The sequence below is a fragment of the Rickettsiales bacterium Ac37b genome, assembly GCA_000746585.2.
In the GTDB taxonomy this organism is placed as follows: Bacteria; Pseudomonadota; Alphaproteobacteria; order Rickettsiales; family Arcanibacteraceae; genus Ac37b.
In genome coordinates this window covers 462,303-483,745 of record CP009217.2, presented here as the reverse complement: position 1 = coordinate 483,745, position 21,443 = coordinate 462,303, and the positions used below count along the sequence as shown (strand labels likewise).

12 protein-coding genes are annotated in these 21,443 nt (G+C 32.0%); 9 read left to right on the top strand and 3 right to left on the bottom strand.

Translation table 11 applies throughout. The features are described 5' to 3' along the window. Nucleotides 1–84: 84 nt before the first annotated feature. The 9 genes from virB4_2 to flgE all read left to right on the top strand — a co-directional run bounded on the left by virB4_2 (nt 85) and on the right by flgE (nt 17,676). Nucleotides 85–2,526: a Type IV secretion system protein virB4 gene (gene virB4_2 / locus NOVO_02345; protein AIL64864.1), complete on the top strand. Its 2,442-nt coding sequence runs from the start codon at nt 85–87 to the stop codon at nt 2,524–2,526. Further along, on the top strand, nt 2,523–5,297 hold the full coding sequence (locus tag NOVO_02340) for a hypothetical protein (protein AIL64863.1): 2,775 nt from the start codon (nt 2,523–2,525) through the stop codon (nt 5,295–5,297). Before virB4_2 ends, NOVO_02340 begins: the two co-directional genes overlap by 4 nt. A gap of 319 nt (nt 5,298–5,616) precedes the next feature. After that, on the top strand, nt 5,617–7,446 hold the full coding sequence (gene nrdE / locus NOVO_02335; protein ID AIL64862.1) for a Ribonucleoside-diphosphate reductase 2 subunit alpha: 1,830 nt from the start codon (nt 5,617–5,619) through the stop codon (nt 7,444–7,446). An 82-nt stretch (nt 7,447–7,528) separates the two neighbouring features. Then, nucleotides 7,529–8,512, top strand: a complete 984-nt coding sequence (nrdB, locus tag NOVO_02330; protein AIL64861.1) for a Ribonucleoside-diphosphate reductase subunit beta — start codon at nt 7,529–7,531, stop codon at nt 8,510–8,512. A 25-nt stretch (nt 8,513–8,537) separates the two neighbouring features. Further along, nucleotides 8,538–9,455: a Porphobilinogen deaminase gene (hemC, locus tag NOVO_02325; GenBank protein ID AIL64860.1), complete on the top strand. Its 918-nt coding sequence runs from the start codon at nt 8,538–8,540 to the stop codon at nt 9,453–9,455. A 927-nt stretch (nt 9,456–10,382) separates the two neighbouring features. Continuing rightward, a complete protein-coding gene (gene gltT_3 / locus NOVO_02320; protein AIL64859.1) occupies nt 10,383–11,573 on the top strand; it encodes a Glutamate-aspartate carrier protein in 1,191 nt (396 codons plus the stop codon). 422 nt (nt 11,574–11,995) lie between these two features. Next, a complete protein-coding gene (locus tag NOVO_02315) occupies nt 11,996–13,492 on the top strand; it encodes a Flagellar hook-length control protein FliK (GenBank protein AIL64858.1) in 1,497 nt (498 codons plus the stop codon). Nucleotides 13,493–13,509: 17 nt separating this feature from the next. After that, nucleotides 13,510–14,670, top strand: a complete 1,161-nt coding sequence (gene flgD, locus NOVO_02310) for a Basal-body rod modification protein flgD (GenBank protein ID AIL64857.1) — start codon at nt 13,510–13,512, stop codon at nt 14,668–14,670. Nucleotides 14,671–14,691: 21 nt separating this feature from the next. Next, on the top strand, nt 14,692–17,676 hold the full coding sequence (gene flgE / locus NOVO_02305; GenBank protein AIL64856.1) for a Flagellar hook protein flgE: 2,985 nt from the start codon (nt 14,692–14,694) through the stop codon (nt 17,674–17,676). Nucleotides 17,677–17,964: 288 nt separating this feature from the next. On the opposite strand, the gene NOVO_02300 is transcribed toward flgE, so the two are convergent. The 3 genes from NOVO_02300 to ppiD form a co-directional block, all read right to left on the bottom strand. Then, complete coding sequence (locus NOVO_02300) at nt 17,965–19,065, bottom strand: putative DEAD-box ATP-dependent RNA helicase (protein ID AIL64855.1); 1,101 nt, start codon at nt 19,063–19,065, stop codon at nt 17,965–17,967. Nucleotides 19,066–19,114: 49 nt separating this feature from the next. Further along, nucleotides 19,115–19,327 carry a Cold shock protein CspC gene (gene cspC, locus NOVO_02295; protein AIL64854.1) on the bottom strand — a complete coding sequence of 71 codons (213 nt, stop codon included), beginning with the start codon at nt 19,325–19,327 and terminating at the stop codon, nt 19,115–19,117. Nucleotides 19,328–19,550: 223 nt separating this feature from the next. Next, a complete protein-coding gene (gene ppiD / locus NOVO_02290; GenBank protein AIL64853.1) occupies nt 19,551–21,407 on the bottom strand; it encodes a Peptidyl-prolyl cis-trans isomerase D in 1,857 nt (618 codons plus the stop codon). Nucleotides 21,408–21,443: the final 36 nt, after the last annotated feature.

Here is a 21,443-nt window from a genome sequence, read left to right as displayed (position 1 = left end):
TATTTTATTTATGTAGATATAGGATAAATATCGTTTATAGTGGTAAACCGTTATGACTTGATGTGGCAAAGTGTGTAAAAGTATATGGTATTAAGTTTTATAAAGAAAGTAAGTAATTCTGAGATAAGGTTAGAAGTTCCTGTTCATGATTTTATTCCATATGCTTGCCATTATGACTCTAATACAATCCTTACCAAGAATGGGGAATTGTTACAAACTATCAAGCTTGTTGGTTTCTCTTATGAAACTATTGGTGCAGAGAAAGTTAATTTACGTGACACGGTTAGAGAATCGATATTAAAAAATATAAAGAATGACAAGCTTGCGGTATGGTTCCATACTGTTCGTACTAAAAGGAGTCTTGATCCTGGGGCGGGGATAAAATATACGAATAAATTTGTGCAAGAAACCCATAATGCTTGGAGTCATAAAAATTATTGGGATGATAAATACGTAAATGAGCTATATATCACCGTTATACATGAAGGGCATGATACTAAAATACATAATTTAAGCGATGCCATGCTATCTTTTTCGTATTCTGCGCAGCGCTATATACATGAGGAATTTTTATCTAAATCTCATACTGAGTTAAATCAGACTGTAAATAACATGCTTATAATTCTTGAGCAATATGGGGCTAAAAGGCTTGAAATTCAAGAAGATAAAGAAGGTGCTTATTCAGAATTATTACAATTCTTTGATAAAATCATACACATGAAAGAAGAGAGAATAGCAGTCCCTTTAGTAGAATTGTCTAAATATCTTGCGACTCATAAAATTGCATTTGGTAATAATAGTTTTGAAGTTAGAAATGGTAGTAAAAAATATTTTGGTTCTATATTGTCCATTAAAGAATATAGCGAATTGTCAGCTAATGATATTGATATATTATTACAACTTCCATTACAGCTTGTAGTTACTCAGTATATGGAATTTGGAAACTCTAAAAAAATTATTAAGCAATTTGATTATCAACGTTATATTGTTAACTTAACTAATGATCAAGAATTATACAAATATAGTGGTTTAGATGCTTTTGAAGATTCTGACGATAAAGGTTCTAGTTATGGGTATCACCAGCTAACTATTACTATAATAGCTGAGGATATAAATAGTTTAGACCAAAGTATAAAAAGGGCTGCTACAGCTCTTTCACGAATGGGTATTATAACGGTGCAAGAAGACATTAATATAGAGAATTGTTTTTGGTCACAATTACCAGCTAATTTTTCTTATATAAGTCGTAAAATCCCTATGAATCTTGAGTTAATAGGAGGATTTGCCTCGTTGCATAATTTTCCTGCTGGAAAAGTATCAAATGTATGGGGTAAGGCCGTAACTCTATTTAGAACAGCTTTAGGTCCGCCTTATTTCTTTAATTTTCATTATGAATCAAGTGGTCACACTTTTATAGTAGGGCCATACTCTTCTGGTAAAACTACGTTAACTAATTTCTTAATAACAGAAAGTTGTAAGTATTTGCCTAATATATTTGTTGTAGATCAGAATTATCGTTCAAAATTAACGATTAAAGCTATTAATGGTATTTATAAAGAGATTACCCTGAATGGGCCTGATTCTGAAGAAAATATATGTATTAATCCATTACTTTTACCAGATACTAGCGATAATAGAAGTTTTTTGTGTAAATGGTTTAACTATATAATCAATGGTATATCAGCTGATAGAATTTCTCCGCAGGAAGTGGAAGTAATTGAGAAAATGGTAGAAAAGTTATATGCTTTGCCTGTTGAGCAGCGTAAACTTGGCTATGTAGAACAATTGTTTCCTGATGATACTCATCCTGATATTAAAGAATTTTTCCTAAAAAACTTGGCTAAATGGCATGGTGAAGGAGTATATGCAGGTTTATTTAATCATAATTTTTCAGATAATCTAGAAAGTTTATTATCAAAACAAAGAGTGGGGTTTGATATAACAGGAGTTTTAGCTAGTGGAGAAGAATTATCGCTGCCTATAGTATCTTATCTATTATATCAATTTAAGCGTTTTTTAGATGGCAGGCCAAGCATAATAGTGATTAATGACGCATGGTCTATATTAAATAATAAAATTATAGGAAATGAGTTAGAATCGTGGCTAGCAGAATTAACCAAAATAAATGCTATAGCTTTGATTGGCATGGAAATTAGTAGCAAACCAAATGAAAACTATATAAGTAATACATTAATAAAAAATATGGATACAAAAATATTTTTGCCAGATATTAAGGTTCAAGAATATAGAGAAGCTTTTGCGTTGTCTGATAAAGAATTTAAATTAGTACAAATGATGAAGGCAATTAATAGGCATTTTTTATTGAAACAGGGACCATATGCAATTGTTGCAGAATTAAACTTAACAGGATTAGATAATATAATAGCTGTATTATCTGGTAATGAAAAGATGGTAAAAATTGCTGATGATATTATAATAGAACAAGGTGATGATGTGGATAAATGGTTACCAGTTTTTTATAAACAAGTAGAAGAATTAAATAATGAATTATTAAAGGTAAAATGAACATATTAGCTAATATAGTTAGGGCAGTTGAGAATGATACTAGGAGTGAGGATCCGAAGCCGACTAAATGCTCGGTGAGGAGTGAGCGACAACGTGACCATTCCAACTTCGCTGACTATAAAAGTCAGACTATATATAATTATAATAGGAGCCTAGGTTATTTGGTGTTACGTTATTTCTTAATATTGTTTCTTTATTTAATTCCTGTTTATAGTGCAGAAAGTTGCAGTATGCCTTGTTCAAAAGAAGACGATAATAACTGTAGTGATCCCAATCCTTGGGCAGGATCGGAGACATGTGTTAGTAGGCCTAAAAGTAGTAATTATTTTAATCCTCAAATTAGAGTATGTTCAGAAGTATGTTTTTTGCATATATGTACTTGTTCTAACATATTATTATCCAGCCGTGGGGAATGCAAGTATGTATGGCAAGGTCCAATACCTATACGTTTTTGTGCACGAGCGGCAGCTCCTGGATGTATAAAAGATGAAACAGATAGTAACGGAAATTGTACTGGTAATGTAAATAAATCTCCAAGTTTTGGTAATAATAAACCTAGAATTAGAGTATGTGCGTATCAAGATCCATGTGATTTAGGTGATTCAGATGGATTAGTTGGCACAGGTTATATGCCATATCACCATAATACTCCTAAAGGTTCTGGTGGTAGTTCAGCAGCACAAATTCTAGCTTCATCAGCTTTAGTGTTACTTGTGGTATCGCCGCCACTAGCGATACTTACTGGTATTGCAGCGGGACTTGCTGCTATATTTAATGTGTCAAACTATAATACTTGGGTTATGGATGGAGATGGTGCTCATGGATGTGTAGAGGCGCCTGCTGGGCCCCCGCCACCGCCATTTTGTCCTTTTTATCATGAGGGAGATTCAATGACACCGCCTGCGCCATCTATTAATAGAATATGTAATAAAGATGAAGTTTCAACTGGTGATAGTGTTTGTGTAAATACTTTTGGTACGTTGAATGCCTTTGGAAATAGTAGCAGTAGTTTTGAACAACCTTTAGTAAGGATTGGTTTTGACAATTTTATTCCTATCTGTTCAGTAGGGGGAATAAGTAGTAATTGTGTAGAAATTGCTACCAATAGTGGTAATGTTGATGAGATTCACAGTAAGTATCAAGATAGGATTCCAGCATGTAATGGTGGTTCTACTAATACTCCATGTGTAAAATTTATTGGTTATACTCCTATGAGTGATCAATCTAAAGGTTACAGAGTAGTATATTATATACCTGATGGCAGTTTGCCAGCTCAAACTGTTACTAATTGGTACCAAGATCCATGTGATACTCCTCCATCACAAACGAGCTGCATGGGTGCTGGTAATTCAAACTGTCAGAGATTAAATTTATCTTTATATGGTATAAATGATGGTAATTTTTATGATATAGGATATGAGTTTCCAACTCCTGGTAGTACTTCAGGAAATCCTGTCAATCAGAATAGAAGCAGTATACAAAATATCATAGATACTAATAACCGTAATAGATCGTTTAAGGCTCAAATTAATTCTGATACTCCTATGCAAATTTGTGTATCGGAATTAAATACAGATGGCTCGCCAAAAGAAGAGATAGGTTGTTTTGATAGACCTCCTATTCCAACACCTATTATAGCTAGTTGTAATGTACAAGCGTGTGCTATGCCGTGTGTAGTGGATGGTAATACTACTAGTTGTGCAAATCAGAATGTCTGCATACAAGCAGGTTGCACTACTACGCATATGAAACCACAAATGGTAGTTGGACTTGGAATGACTCAAGGCTTAGTGCAGGTTGGAGTTATAGATATGCAATCAAGTTCATCAATAACATTGCATGGTGTAAATTTAAGTGCATATATTACAAATGATGATAATGATACTCCGGATAACAATGGTAATTTGGATGATTCTTCTTATTATAATCCTCCAAATAAAACTTCGGCATGTTTTAGTAATGATCCATGTAATGGAGGAGTAATACCAAGTGGCACTGCTGGCAGCGCTTCTGCAAGTAATAGCTGTTGTTATACCGAAGGTTTAAGGTTCCTAAATGCAGTATATAGAGGTGGGGGAACTAAATTATGTCTTGATAATAATGTAAGCCAAGCAAAATATGTTTTATCTAAGGCAAATGGAGGTGCTATAAGTGCTCTTCCTAATGATGTTTTAATAAATCCTTATACTACTTGTCAATCTATTGATTATCCTGGTAGGGTAGAGCCAACTTGTCCTGTGACTACGGGATGTTGTAATAGTGTTACTGGTCCTAGATGCTCTGGTAATACACCTGATACAGCTAAAATAATTAATACGAGCACAGAAGGGATAAGAAAACAAACATCTGTGGAAGCAGGGTTATGTGTTGCTATACCACAATTATCATGTAATGAGATAACTACCCCTGGTGCAGATGATGGTAATGCAACTTGGAATGCGGCTAGTGCTGCAGATCAAGTAACTGGAACATGTGTAGCCGGATATGCTCAATCAGCTAGTGGTCCTCCAACTAGGATTTGTTATGCGTTTGGTGATCAAGGCGCTTGGGGATATGTGCAAAATCCTTGTGGCGTTGCCTCTTGTTCTAAAATTACTGCTGCACGTGCTCAGGATGGGTATGCTAGCTGGGAGGCTATTGAAGCTGGTAAAAAGCAGACTGGAAAATGTTTACCAGGACATGTACAATCCACTACTTTCCCTCCTACTAGGTATTGTAATGTTAGTGGTTCGTCTGCTGAGTGGGATACAGTAGTTAATCCTTGTAACTAAGGTAATGTGTTGCATAAAATCATTCAATCGGTATATTAATCTCAAATATTTTACTATGATATTTGATATGTACGCTATTTTGTAGGTAGATCGTATCTTTGGAATGTCAAGCTAAATTCAGGGTCGCTATACTAAATGTAGTGGTATTTTATTTTTTTCTACAATATATATTATTTTCTAGACACGTAACCAAAATATTCTATAATTACATATAGTAGGTAAATATTAAATAAATAGGCAATTATGCTAGGATGGTGTACAGAACCTAGAAGGCCTTTTTTAAAAAAGATAATTAGAACGTAAGTATTGGATGGGGAAAATGGCAACAAAATATAAAATCAAAATCAATCAAAATAGAGACAATAATATTACTGATTTTGGTAAGGCTTTATTGAAAGATAGATATTTGATAGATAAAGAAAGTTACCAAGATTTATTTTCAAGAGTTGCCAGCCATTATGCAGATAATAAAGATCATGCCAATCGTTTATATGATTATATAAGTAATTTTTGGTTTATGCCAGCTACTCCTATTTTAAGTAATGGTGGTACTAAGAGAGGCTTACCTATATCTTGTTATGTGAATGAGACTGAAGATAGTTTAGAGAGTATAGTAGATTTATGGAATGAAAATGTATGGCTAGCAGCTAGGGGGGGCGGTATAGGAAGTTATTGGGGTAAATTACGCTCTATAGGTGAGCGTGTTAGAGGAAATGGAAAAACTTCAGGTGTTATACCATTTTTAAAGGTATTAGATTCTTTAACTTTAGCAATATCGCAAGGTGATTTAAGAAGAGGTAGTGCAGCTGTATATATACCTATAGATCATCCTGAGATAGAAGAATTTATAGATTTAAGGAAGCCAACAGGTGGTGATCCTAATCGTAAAGCCTTAAATATACATCATGGTATTGTTATTACTGATAAATTTATGCAAGCTGTTGAGAAAGATATACATTGGGAATTAAGGAGTCCTAAGGATGAATCTGTCGTTAGTACAGTGCCAGCACGTGATTTATGGATTAAACTTTTAACAACTAGAATGGAAACAGGAGAGCCTTATTTATTATTTATAGATAATGTAAATAAGGCTATTCCAGAACATCATAAAAAATTAGGATTAAAAGTTAAAACATCAAATTTATGTAGTGAAATTACTCTACCTACAGGTATGGACCATCTTGGTAACATGAGAACTGCTATATGTTGTTTATCATCGTTAAATCTTGAATATTTTGAAGATTGGCAAAAAGAGGAAATGTTTATACCTGATGTTATGCGTTTTCTAGATAATGTTCTACAAGATTTTATAGATAATGCTCCTTCGTCAATGGCAAAAGCTAAATATGCTGCAATGCGTGAACGTAGTATTGGACTAGGTGTAATGGGATTTCATTCGTTTTTGCAAGCTCGTACTATACCAATAGAATCAGTAATGGCAAAAGTTTGGAATAAAAAGATCTTTGAACATATCAGGATTGAGGCAGATAAGGTTTCAAAAGAATTGGCTGAAGAGAGAGGGGCATGTCCAGATGCTGCGGAGGTTGGCGTCATGGAAAGATTTAGTAATAAGTTATCTATAGCACCAACAGCTTCTATTTCTATTATTACAGGTAATACTTCTCCTGGTATAGAGCCATATGCAGCTAATAGTTTTGTACAAAAAACTTTAAGTGGATCTTTTGCTGTTCGTAATAAGCATTTAGCTAAATTACTGGACGAAAAAGGTATGAACAATGAGCAAGTGTGGAGTTCCATAGTGACTAATGAAGGGTCTGTACAACATTTAGATTTTTTATCTCCTCTAGAAAAGGATGTATTTAAAACTGCGCCTGAAATAGATCAAATGTGGCTTATAGATTTAACAGCTGACCGTACTAAATATATATGTCAGGCTCAATCTGTAAATTTATTTTTTCCAGCTAATGTGCATAAAAAAACCTTACATCAAGCACATTATCAAGCATGGAAAAAAGGCATTAAAAGCTTGTATTATTGTCGTTCTACTTCTATACAAAGAGCTGACAAGGTATCACATAATGTGGTGAAAGTAGAAATTGAAAAATGGTTTAAAAAAACTGACTATCAAGAAAATAACACTAATATTCCTTCTATTTTAGGTGGTGATGAGTGTTTAGCATGTCAATGATTTATAAAACAGATAGATTATAGATTTTTGGAGTAATAAAGATTTTTATTTATATAGTAACAGAGATTATAATGAGGAGCACATGTCGTTATTAGATGCTAAACCAATATATAAGCCATTTTCTTATCCTTGGGCTTATAATGCATGGCAAACACAACAAAAGATTCATTGGCTACCAGAAGAAGTACCGCTTGCTGATGATGTAAAAGATTGGAAGAAAAATTTAACACCTGGTGAAAAGCATTTACTTACGCAAATATTTAGATTTTTTACTCAGGCAGATATAGAAGTAAATAATTGCTATATGAGACATTATTCTAGAGTATTTCAACCTACCGAAATACAGATGATGTTAGCAGCATTTTCAAATATGGAAACTATACATATAGCTGCCTATTCGCATTTGCTTGATACGATTGGTATGCCAGAGACTGAATACCAGGCTTTTTTGAAATACAAGGAAATGAAAGATAAATACGATTATATGCAAAAATTTGGTGTTGAAACTAAGCAAGATATAGCTACAACTTTGGCGGTATTTGGAGGGTTTACTGAAGGTCTACAGCTTTTTGCTTCTTTTGCTATTTTATTAAATTTTCAACGTTTTAATAAAATGAAAGGCATGGGACAAATAGTAACCTGGTCTGCGAGGGACGAGACTTTACATACCAATTCCATCATTAGATTATTTAAAACTTTTGTACAAGAAAATCCTGAAGTATGGAATGAAGAGCTAAGAAGTAATTTATATGAATCTTGTGCAACTATTGTACATTTTGAAGATGCATTTATAGAGTTAGCATTTGAAGTTGGCGATGTACAAGGATTAACTGCACGTGAAGTAAAACAATACATACGTTATATTGCAGATAGACGTCTTTTACAGCTAGGTCTTAGAGAAATATATTTGGTAGATAATAATCCTCTACCTTGGATGGATGAAATATTAAATGGTGTAGAACATGCTAACTTTTTTGAAAATAGAGTGACTGAGTATACTAAAGCTGCTACCGTAGGCACGTGGGAAGAGGCATTTTCTTCATTTGCTATAGAGACGGTATCTTAAAAATTATTCGTATAAGATAATATATATGCAAAAGATACGTATAGGTACGAGAAGTAGCAAGCTTGCTTTAATACAAGCAGAAATGGTTAAGAATTCATTGCTTACTGCTTGGAGTAACAGGGAGCTTGATATCGAGTTGGTACCTATTACAACAACTGGAGATAAAAGGCTGGATATTAAGTTATCTGATGCTGGTGGCAAGTGGTTATTTACTAAAGAAATTGAAGATGCGTTGTTAAAAGGTGATATAGATATAGCTGTACATTCGTGTAAGGATATGCCTGTAATATTACCTAAAGGGCTAGGTATTTGCGCTGTATTAAAGCGAGAAGATCCAAGAGATGTATTACTTGTAAATAGTAAAGGTTCATTGCATGAATTACCAAATAAAGCTACAATAGGTACTGCTTCATCTAGGCGTAAAGCTCTATTACTAAATTTTAGAAAAGATTTTAATATAATAAATTTTCGTGGTAATGTACAAACTCGTATTGAGAAATTAAATCAAAAAATGGTAGATGCTACAATCCTAGCGCTTGCAGGATTAAAAAGGTTGAATATTGATCCAAATATTTATCACATTATACCCTCAGAAATTATGCTGCCTGCTGTAGCTCAAGGTATAATTTGTGTAGAATCAAAAATTACTAATAGCAAGATTAATGAATTAATATATAAAATTAATCACTATGAAACTGAATTATGTATGAAAGTTGAGCGTACATTTTTAGAGAAGCTAGGAGGAGATTGTAGTACGCCTATTGCAGGCCTTGCAGAATTCAATAAACAAGGAAATTTAGTATTTCAAGGTATGGTAGCATCTACCGATGGACAAAAATTATATAAAATATCTGAAGAAGCTACTAAAGATGATATGTTACTACTCGGTATAAATGTAGCAGAAAAACTTCTTCAGCAAACTAAGGGAGCAAAATTATTCTAATCACCTTATAGAGAATCAAGTTGGAATGTGTGGTATAGGGAACTATTAACAAAATCTTTATTATAGTAAATTGATTTGAACTTGCGGAAGCTGTTAGCTCTCCGCTCTATCTGTCCTACTCTCAGACAAAAAAGTGAAATAGTGAACAATTAGGTTATACCCGCAAAAGCAGGTATCTCATGAGTCTGGAACATTACTAGATTACCACTTTCGTGGTAATGACATATAAGCTTTTTTTATTCAACACCATTGACTATATATATTAATAATTTGATATTTTACTCGCAACAAATAATATATTTTATCTCATAATATTAAATCCGTTCTTCTATTTTATTTTATTTTTTTTCTTATCTTTTATATTTAAACTTAAAGTATCAATAATCGTCTAAATATTTTTGTCAGCTTATTACATTTAAAGATTTTTAGGACCCTATAAACTCAGGACTCACGCTAAAAAATTATAACTGCATTTTTGGCTACAGTTAATATTAATTTTTTAATCATCATCCTTCGTAAATTCTCCTTAAGGAAATTACTCCTTAAGTACTGACCTATTCTTTAAACGATTACTGATACTCATCATGGTATATATAATTTTTGATCTATGGAAGTACCTTTTTTTAATTTTTTCAAAAATTTTTATTTTTTAATTAAAAAATAATAAAAATATAAGAAATTTAATTATTAGATGCTACTGAGATGGAAAAAACATAGGTTTTTCAAAATCTTCTGCTTATGAGAGAAGTGAAAGAGATATTATCTCCTCATATATTATCAAGTAAAGCATTAAAATAATAATATGTTGATTAATGCATTATTATTTTATTAAATAAAAATATTATTATTGACTGTTATTTTCCTGTACATTTCGCATAATTTTTTATATAAAGTATTTATATGTCTAACCGTTTATGTAGTAGGTAGGTGTTCATAAAAATTTTAAAAAATACGATTTTCCATGTCTGTTGTGCGATTATTATTGCCGTATTATGTACTTCACATTTTAATCATCAAACAAAACAACTCTTTCTTACATTAAGTATATCACTTAGAACATTATTAATTTTTATATTGCCATTTTTGATTATAACCTCAATTTCATCTGCTTTAAGTAATATACCCAAAGGAGCTAAGTATTTTGTAATACTATTACTACTTGGGGTTTGTATTTCTAATTTTTTACATGTGATATTGGGATTTAGTATCGGCAATTTAATTATTACTGAGCAAACTAGCTATAATATCAACCCTATTCATTCAGAGTTAACTCCCTTCTGGACTTTAAAGTTACCTGTTTTAATTTCAGGTAATTCACAACTAATTATAGGATTTTTATTAGGATTTATTTTAAATGTAATTCATTTACCTCGCCTTAAAAGCTCTATAAATTTTGTAAACAAGTTATGTATGCTATTTCTTTCAAAAATATTTGTGCCATGTATACCGTTATTTATATTTGGATATATGGTCAAAATTATTGATGAAAAACTTTTTAGTGATTTATTAGAAAATAACTTAGATATAATGCTAAAAATGGTAGGCTTTGTTATATTGTATATATTATTTCATATTATATTAATATCTAATTGTAATATTTATAAAATTCGTATGTTGATGAAAAGCCTTATTCCTCCTATGATATCATCATTTTCTACTATGTCTAGTTCTTCGGCATTGCCTTTTACCTTATCCACAGTAGAAAAAAATGTAGGAGATAAGAATTATGCAAATTTTGTTTGTCCTACAACAATGAATATTCATATGGTTGGTGATACTATATGTATTCCTATTATGTCTATATTATTAATGAATTTTTATGGTATAGAGGTATCACTACAGCAAATATTAATATTTGCCTGTTATTTTACATTAACCAAATTTTCAGGAGCAGGCATTCCTGGAGGAACCATTTTTATTATGTTACCTGTTTTAGAAAAAACTTTAGGATTTACAGCAGAAATGTGTAGCCTAATTACCAGTATGTATATAATAATAGATTGTATTACTTCTTCTTCCAATGTAGTAGGCAATAATATTTTTGCTATATATCTTTATCCTCTATACAAAAAATTATTCTATAATAAATTAGAGTATAAAGAAGTTTTGGAATCTTAATATATATTAAGGAATTTTATATTCTAGGAATAAATTTCCTAGTTATAGATTTTTACCAAATTCTGAATATAGTTTTATTTCTTAAAAAAGTATTAGGATCTATGCACATAGCCTAGAATGATATTGCCTATTATAGTAAATTAATTTGAATCCGGAACTCGGTTATAGCTGTGCAATTTAAATATTACTTTGTTGTTCGTTGCCTACAATAGTATTTCTACGCTTTCTGTCCCTCACGCCTCGTATTATTTTAAATTGCCTTTGCTAGAGCTCAAAGCTCTCCTACTATTTGTAGGCTTTGCTTTATCTGCCCTCGTCCCAAATACAACTTAATTTACTATATTTCTATTGTTAAGTACAATTCTTAAAAAGTTTATCTTAAATTGAAAGAAGTTGGCATATATTTTGCTTATTAGATTAGTATGGAAAATATAAATTTAAATTCAGTAAGCGTACCTGCAGTCCTTTCTACACAGAAGCCTATTTCTATGCTAGTAGATACTGGCGCAAACGTAGTAAACGATTTATCAGTCTTTAACATATTGTTAGGGGCCTTAGATACTAAAGCAAATCCCGAAGGTATAGCAGAAGACATAGAATTAATTAATAATACCGAAAGCGTAAGTGTTAATTTAGAAACTACAAAAAATGATGAAGAATTGCTACCGTTATCTATTGATGCATTATTAATGCCAATACCTACATACGTAAATTATCATCTACCAAACGAAGTGATGCTTGAGGAGAATTCAAATATCCAAGGGATTGATCACGTTAAATTTGCATCATTAAATAGAAATTCTGAAACTGAGCAAACTTATATAAACGATATTCAATTGTTACATGAAAGCAGTAGCAAGTTGCATAGTAAAAAGCCTATCTCTACGAGCGAGATTTTAGAGAGTTATTTAGAAAATAATATAAGCCAAGATTTGGCAGATTCTATATCTGAGGCTAGCGTAGAAAGAAATGAATATAATAGTAATCCTAACAGAATGGATCCGGAATATAAAATAGATAAAAATCAAAAATTAGATATTGAAAAACTCGATCTCGCAAAAAATTCCCATACTAGCATAGAAGCAGTGATTACTCGAGATGAGATAGAAATTGCTCAACAGGTGTCTGTTAAGGATAGCAACATTATAAATGTAAATAATAAGTTTTTACTACCAAAAGAATATAATAATATTTCTGATCACGACAAATTAAATATTCAAGGTAAATATAAGATGGGAGAATTGTCCTGGAATTTTATAGCTCCACCTGATGAAGCAAAACAAATTGTTTCAACGACAGTAGAAAATTCTATAGGACAAAATGTGGATATGAAAGAAATGTTCCAATCCCAAGCAATAAAAATGACTGAAATAGCTGGGACTGAAATAATTCATGATAATCGTTCTTCTGTAAATATAGAGAAATTTACTCCATCTGTTCAGATAGAAGATAAAAATCATACAGAATTTGATCAAGTAGAATTAAAGGCTATGTTTGATAAGCTTCAAATGAAGATAGCTCAAACTCGTGATACACAAGATAATACGCAAAAAATTACTATACAGTTATACCCGGAAGAACTAGGTACGCTCGAAGTGAAGATATCTCTAAACGATAAACATAATCAACATAATAATATTATAAATGTATTTATTGAAAGACCACAAACTCTTGAATTATTTAAACAAGATATGCGTGTTTTAGAACAAAATTTACAAAATTTAGGCATATTATCAGAATCTACTAACATTAATTTAAGCTTGCAATATAGCGGTTCTGGCATGCCCAAAAATTATAATACTAATGAAAATTTTGAATATCAAACTAAATATGGTGCGGATTTTTACAAACAATCAGAAGAACAAAAAATATTGCCTATATATAGACATAATAATAGGCAACTCGATATTGTAGTTTAAGGAGGAGGGAGAAGTTAATGACTAGTATTGATACTCAGAGTAGTTATGGTAATAGTCTTCAAGCTATTTCTGCAAAAATAGAAAGTAGCAGTGAAAGATTTTATAAAGATAAAGAAGCTTTTTTAAAGTTATTAACAGTGCAGCTAACTAATCAAGATCCAACTAAGCCTTTAGAAACTAATGAATTAAGTCAGCAATTAATTAGTATGGGTGCTGTTGAACAACAAATTAATACTAATAAATTGTTAGAAGAACTGGTTGCAGCTAATCAGGCTAATAAGTTAGACAAAGCTACATCTTATATTGGGCATGAGGTAGAGTTAGATTGCTCTGAAATTCTAGTCAGTCCTGATAAAGCTACAAAAGTTGTGTATAATCTTACAGGCGAGGCTGTTAGTAATAATGTAGAAATTGTTGATAAAGCTGGCAATATAATACGTACTTTTAAAGGCGATGTGGCACAAGGTATGCATGAATTTTATTGGGATGGAAAAGATGATAAAGGTAAACAAGTAGCTCTGGGTGTATATGATGTACGGGTTAAAGCTAAAAATGCATCTGGCATTGATATATATGGTAATAGTAAAATCAAAGGTATAGTAAAATCTGTGAAATTAGAAGATGGACATCCTATAGTTGTTTTAAATAAAGGAGAAGAAATAGAGTTTAATAAAATTACAGCCGTGCATGCTAATCATCACGAAGATTTAAAATCATATTTAAATAAAATGGTTGAATTTAATAATTCGAAAATTAAATGGGATGGTATACAAAGCTCAACTGTGAATTTAAATTTTAATAAGGCTGAAGAGATTGCTTTTATTAAAGTATTAGATAAAGCTGGGAATGTAGTTCGAAGCAAATCCGAGCGTAATATCCCAGCAGGAATACACCAGTTTATATGGGATGGAAAAGATAATGATGGAAAAATTCAACCGGAAGGTAAGTATAGTGTAAGCGTAGTAGGTGAGTTTGATAAACCAATTATAAATGTTAGTAATGCTAGGGGTGTTGTAACAGGTATTAATACTTCATCAGTTAATCCAACTCTTACTATCAATGAACATCTAGAAATAGATCCGAAAGATATATTGTCGGTAGTAAATAGTGTTAATAAACAAGATAATATTGAGCAACTTAAGGCTCATATAAATTCTCTAACTAAGAATAGTATGTGAATCTAAAAAGGGAGGTGTATAATGAGTATATATAATGCAATTTTAGCTGCAAAATCTGGTTTAGATGGCCAAAGCCGGGCAGTAAATACCGTTTCTAATAATATCGCTAATATCAACACAGATGCCTATAAACGCGGGGAAACAATTTTTTCTACCTTAATTACATCAGCTGGCTCAACTACTGGGAGTAGTAATGGTGGTGTTTTAGCTACTGACCGTCAATTAGTAGATCAAGAAGGTATAATTAAAAGTACGCGTATTGGTACAGATTTAGCTGTATCAGGTGAAGGATTTTTTGTAGTATCTAAGACACCAGATGTCACGACAGGTAATGGCGAATATCTATATACTAGAGTTGGGTCTTTTCGTAAAGATAATCAAGGAAATTATGTAAATTCAGCGGGTTATTATCTTCTAGCGTGGCCTCTTGATACACAAGGTAGATTGCCAGGAGATACAGGAAATACTAATACTGTTTCTAGTGCACTACTTCAGAGCTTACAGCCCGTTAATTTAAGTACATTTACTGGTTCAGCTTCAGCTACTACCCAAGTAAATGTAGGTGCAAATTTAACTAGTTCTAAAGCAGCGTTTAAAGGAAATGGAGTAAGTATTAGGATGCCATCCTTTGGAAATAATGCTCATATAGACGCTGAGGCCATTATTGATATAGATAATAGTGGTACAAGCGCATTAAATTCAGGTGATTATTTAAGATTTACACCAGATGGTCTTAATTTTTCTTATGATTTTTATTATGATGGCGTGCAGGGAAGTGACGTACCTTCAGGTATAGTGCGGAGTAATGTAATTAATAGTGTAACACCAATACTTGGCGCTGATTCTCCAACGCGTGTGTTTAATACCGGGGTAGTAGCTGGAGACAGTTTTTCAATTTCAAATGAAGCATCAGGCACTGTTACATTTACTTTTGTAGCAAATTCCCCTAATACTCTGGTAGGTGAGTTTAATAGCTTATCTAGTTTGGCTAATGCTATTAAACAAACAAAAGGCCTAACAGCGCGTATTAATAGTGCTGATAATCAATTGTTGATATCTGCTCTTGATGGTAATGAGTCTTTAACCTTTACTAATAACCAAGGCAGTTTTGTAACTGCTTTAGGTTTAACTAATACGTTGGCAGCTCCTAATAATAATAGATTTACTACTTTAAGTGGGTTATTAAATTTAGCCAAATCTGCAACAGGTTTAAATGGTAGCTTAACCGGTTCTAGTAATGATGTACTCGAAATTACCTCTAGTAATCCTCTTGGTAATTTAAGGGTAGAAGCTATAAGTGGAGGACAAGTTAATACTGGTAGCATATCTTCGCCATATAGTATTGCTTCTGAATTTGGTATTAGTACAACTTTAGGGTTAACTGATACTATACCTAATTCTGGACGTGGAGTTACTTTAGATGTTTTACCTACTTCAAATAACAATAATGGCATACTTCCAAGAGATGTTATAGATATAGACAATTCGGGCTTCAATGTTTTGAATTCAGGTGATGCCTTAAGTTTTCTTTCTTCTGCTGATGGTATGGTAGCAGTTGATCTAACTTATGATGGTATTGCTAGGAGTAATGAAGCGGCAGTTGCTACTCCTATAATGGGTGCAACTAATGGTACTGATGTATTTACAGCAGGTATTGCTGATGGCGATACAGTGACTATTACTGTAAATGCTATTCCTTATACATTTACATTTCAGACTGCAGCACCAAATCCAGCTCTTGGACAGTTTAATAGTATGGCAACCTTAGCATCGGCTATTAATACTCTTCCAGCTTCACAAGCTGTTTTATCTGCTAGGGTAAATGCGGCAAATAATAGGCTTTTAGTAACTCCTCTGGATGGAACGCAAGCCATGACTTTTACTGATAGTGTAGCGGGGGCAGTTACTGGTGCACTCGGATTAAATAATACTATTGCTCAGCCTGATAGATTTACTACTTTACAGGGACTTGTTGACTTGATCAATGCTTCTACTGCTACATCTGGCTTGCAGGCAGAAATTGTAGATAATAAAATCAATATTACCCCTGTAGATGAGGAACCAGTTGTAGTTAGTGCATCAGCAACAGCCGTAGGTATTGGTAATAGTGGAGGAACATCTACAGAAGCTTCAATTTTTGGTGAGCTTGGTATAAGTATTAATAATGGTAAGCAGCTAATACCCTCTTATGATCCAACAGGCGCAAATGCACCTAATATGGCAAGTGGAAGAATAACTCCGCATTTTTCTAGGAATACGCGTATTTATGATGCATTTGGTATAGGTCATGATTTTAGAATAAGTTTTTTAAAGACTTCACCTAATGAGTGGGCAATTGAAATATATTCACTTCATCCTGAGGAATTGACTAATATGTCAAATGAATTTGGACAAATAGCTTATGGTACAGTAAGATTTAATGGAGAAGGCACTTTGGCCAGTGTTTCTACTTCACTTCAAAATCCTATTAATATTACATGGGCAAATCAAGCTATTAATTCTTCTATAACTTTTAATTGGGGAACAGCCGGTATACCCGCAAGTTCCGCTGCTTCTAATACTAATGTTGTAATAGGTAAGGCTGATGGACTTTCTCAGCTTGATTCGGCCTTTTCTGTAAGTTTTGTAAATCAAGATGGTTTTGAAGTAGGCCAATTAAGTGGTATTAATATAGATCACACTGGTTTAGTATATGCAAACTTTAGTAATGGTACCTCTAAAGCAGTATTCCGTGTGCCACTTGCCATATTTGCCAATCCCAATGGTCTTTCAGCTTATGCTGGTAATGCATATGGACAAACTAATTTATCTGGTGAGTTTAATTTAAAAGAAATAGGTTCAGGCGGAACAGGAACTTTAACTCCTGCTGCTTTAGAGCAATCTAATGTTGATTTATCTGAAGAATTAACAAGAGCAATCATCATACAACGTGGATATCAATCTAATGCACAAGTAATTAGAGTATCAGATTCTATGTTAGAGGATTTAAGCCGTATTATTGTATAGAAACTTTAAACAATAAAAAGGATTGGTGGTAATTTTTGCCGTACATAAGTAATAATTAAAAACTATCTATAAATAATATAGATAGTTTCTTGATTTGAACTTGCGGACGTGGTTATAGCTGTGGCAATTTAAATATTACTTTGCTGTTCGTTGCCTACAATAGTATTCCTACTCTTTGCACCTCACGCCTCGTATTATTTTAAATTGCCTTTGCTATAGCTCAAAGCTTGCCTACTATTTTTAGGCTTTGCTCTATCTGCCATCGTCTCAAATACAACTAAATTATTACTAATTTATATCAATTTTTCGATTGATAGCTTTCCACTTGCTTTTATCATATGGAGAAACAAGACTTACAGCAAAACCCTCATTACCAGCGCGTCCAGTTCTTCCTATTCTATGAATATAATCATCTGAACATTGCGGTACATCATAATTAATTACATGTTTTACATGTGGTATATCAAGTCCTCGTGCTGCTATGTTAGTTGCTATCAAAATTCTATAACTCTCGTTACGGAATGATTTGATAATTTGATTTCTCTGACGTTGTTTTAAATCACCATGCATAGCTTTTGCAAAGAGTTGGTCAACTTTTAGCTTGTCTAGCAATTTTTTTGCTAAGAATCTAGTATTAACAAAAACAATTATTGAACCATCTCTATTACGTATCTCTTTAACTAAATGATTATATTTTTCTGGTTCAGAGGCATAAATCACCTGTTGCTTAATTTTGCCGTTAGATTTTTTAGAGGCAGTATCAACTGCTACTGTCACTGGCTTATTAAGATATTTTTGTGCTAAAGCTACTATATTATCTGGTAAAGTTGCAGAAAACATAAGAGTTTGGCGTGTCTTAGGTAGAAAATTAATAATTTTTTCTAATTGAATACCAAAGCCTAAATCAAGCATTGTATCTATTTCATCTAATACAAGAGATGTAATAGAAGAAGACACAATACTCTTTTCTTTTAAGTGATGATTTACGCGTCCAGGTGTGCCAATAATTAATTGTGGTTTTGCTTTAAGTTGTTTTAATTGTAATTCTATAGATGCACCCCCAATTAGAAGTGCAGTTTTTATATGAGAATTACGACCTAAAAGACTTTTAGCAAAATCAATAATTTGTGTAGCCAATTCCCGCGTTGGTGCAAGCACCATTGTGGTACTGGAAGGATTTTCAGTTAGCTTAGCAATTACAGGTATAATAAAAGCGGCTGTTTTGCCTGTACCTGTTTGTGCTGAAGCTAATACATCCTGGCCTTTCAAAATAAAGGGTATAGCCTTATTTTGTATAGGAGTAGGAGTATTATATTTGATCCTTTCTATAGACTGTAAAAGAACTTTAGGTAAATGAAATTCAGAAAAATTTGTAATAATACTAACCATTCAATAAAAAGTTTATAAAAAATTAACAATATAAAAATAGTAAGTATTATTAATTGTTTAGTAGTTTTAAGTTTGTTGCGGAAATCTTACCTTTACTTTCCGATAAATCGAAAGACACCTTATCACCTTCATTTAAAATATGAATGCCTGCTTCTTGAAGAGCACTTATATGTACAAAAACATCATTATTAGGTTTATCTGAACGTTGGATAAAACCATAACCTTTTTGTAAATTAAACCATTTTACTACACCAGTAGTCATAAAAAAACCTCCTTTAGAAATAATGTACAAGTAAAAATATACTCACAGGCGTCCAGTATTTATGTAGGAGGCTTCGGATAGAAGGGACCGTTATAATCTACTTAATGGTTAAACCCTAGGAATACATATATACACAATAAACTACTTGCTCGACATGTCGAGCAAGTAAGAAATGACCTTATATCACAAATCTAATATTAAAGCAATAATAAATATTATATTTTTATTCACTAGAGTTATATTCGTTTTTAAGCAGAGAGTAATTAATTTTTATAGGGTATTTATGATGTAAATAATTCAAGTAATCTTCTAACAAAGAAGATTCAAGTTGTTCTTGGAGATTATTGATTATCTCTTGATTAGGCATAGTTTCCTTATTGATAAGGATGGTTTTAACGATACCAAATAATTTATTTCCTTCACTATCTGTATGAATAGAGGTTACAGTATTAACTTTACTGTTAAATAATTCTTGGATTAAAGATTCCGGCCATTCCCCATGCGTATTACGTTTTATATGCTGCATATTATAGATTTTAGCTACTGGCGTAGATGAGACCATACCATTTAAATCATTAATATTTTGTTGCACTTCTTCTGCAAATTTTTGTGCTTTATTTAACACTTCCTTTAGTTGTTGGCTTTTATACCATTCATTATTTATTTGCTCTTTGATTTCTTCAAATGGTTTGGGATGTGAAGCTAATATCTGATTTACTTTGAGCAAGAAATATCCAGAATTGTCAGGTAGCATGTTAATAGTTTCCTCTTGTTCTGGTGTGTTAAACGCATATTTTAATATATCTTTAAAATAAGTAAAATCTGTAGCTTTATTACTTTGGTTAACAATATTACCATTGTTATCTAGAAAGTCAGAAGTTTTAATCTCATGCTTAAAACCAATGTTATTACTAATTTCTTCAAGAGTATTACCGGCAGCTATTTCATCTTCAATAGTTTTTCTTAAAGAAACAAGTTTTTTTTCTGATAAAAGCTGTAATAAATTATGATAAGTACTTTTTTTTGCTTCTTCTAATGTTAAAGTTTGTATAGGAAATACAGATTGGACTTTGATAACATGAAAGCCAAAAGGTGATTGAATAACATTGCTTACTTCCCCTTCTTTTAAAGAAAACGCTATATCTTTAAGTTCTGTTGGTAATTGTTCTTTAGTAATATTTTTTAAAAAGGAATTTTTCTTCGCAGAATCAAATTGCAAGTTTTTGTATGCTTCCTCTGCTTTTTCTTCTGTGTCAAACACATAGTTTATAATATTACGAGTTTCAGGTTTTTGATATTCGTTTAAATGATTTTCATATTCTTCTTTTATTTCATCCTCTGAGAAATGTGAATTTTTAGCTATAGTATCTGCGTTAATAATTAAATAACTAAATTTTCTGTATTCTGGAGCATAAAATTGAATTTTATTTTCATCATAGTATTTTAATAAATCTTCTTCAGAAGCAGGCTGTATATTAATATCGTTTGGTGAAAAAGAAATGATGTCTACGATGCGTTCTTCGGTATTGTAGCTATTCGTATATTTAGCAATATTAGTTAAAGATATGGGTTGTTTTTTAAGTGTATTAATTAAAAATTTGGAAGCTATGTCTTGTTTAACTAAATTAATGTAATGACGCTCTTTTATATTGTTGTTTGCTAAAATTTCATTAAATTTATCTTTATCAAATGTTCCAGAAGCATCATGAAAAAGAGCTTCAGATTTTATATAGCTTGCAGCGGTATTATCGCTAACTCTAATGTTAAGATTTTTAGTTTCAAGCTCTAAAAGTTTATCGTTTATTAATCTGCTTAAGATAATTTGATCGATATTGAATGATTGTAATTGTTGAGGGGTAAGGGGTGCACCAAGCATTTGCTGTAATTTGTGAAGTTCATTTCGTTTTATATTCATAAACTCATTAATACTTATGTTTACGTTACCGTCTATTTCAACAACATTATTATTATAGTTTTTGAATATATCTCCTACACCAAATATAACAAAGCTAATAACTATTAATATTAAGAATATTTTGAATAGAATATGTTGTGATGCAGAGCGCATTAATTGAAGCATTATTATAATTCACCTAATTTATTATATTTATAAATA

Coding starts and splice junctions, on each gene's coding strand:
- virB4_2 (AIL64864.1), top strand. CDS start 85: ATGGTATTAAGTTTTATAAAGAAAGTAAGTAATTCTGAGATAAGGTTA.
- NOVO_02340 (AIL64863.1), top strand. CDS start 2,523: ATGAACATATTAGCTAATATAGTTAGGGCAGTTGAGAATGATACTAGG.
- nrdE (AIL64862.1), top strand. CDS start 5,617: ATGGCAACAAAATATAAAATCAAAATCAATCAAAATAGAGACAATAAT.
- nrdB (AIL64861.1), top strand. CDS start 7,529: ATGTCGTTATTAGATGCTAAACCAATATATAAGCCATTTTCTTATCCT.
- hemC (AIL64860.1), top strand. CDS start 8,538: ATGCAAAAGATACGTATAGGTACGAGAAGTAGCAAGCTTGCTTTAATA.
- NOVO_02315 (AIL64858.1), top strand. CDS start 11,996: ATGGAAAATATAAATTTAAATTCAGTAAGCGTACCTGCAGTCCTTTCT.
- flgD (AIL64857.1), top strand. CDS start 13,510: ATGACTAGTATTGATACTCAGAGTAGTTATGGTAATAGTCTTCAAGCT.
- flgE (AIL64856.1), top strand. CDS start 14,692: ATGAGTATATATAATGCAATTTTAGCTGCAAAATCTGGTTTAGATGGC.
- NOVO_02300 (AIL64855.1), bottom strand. CDS start 19,065: ATGGTTAGTATTATTACAAATTTTTCTGAATTTCATTTACCTAAAGTT.
- cspC (AIL64854.1), bottom strand. CDS start 19,327: ATGACTACTGGTGTAGTAAAATGGTTTAATTTACAAAAAGGTTATGGT.
- ppiD (AIL64853.1), bottom strand. CDS start 21,407: ATGCTTCAATTAATGCGCTCTGCATCACAACATATTCTATTCAAAATA.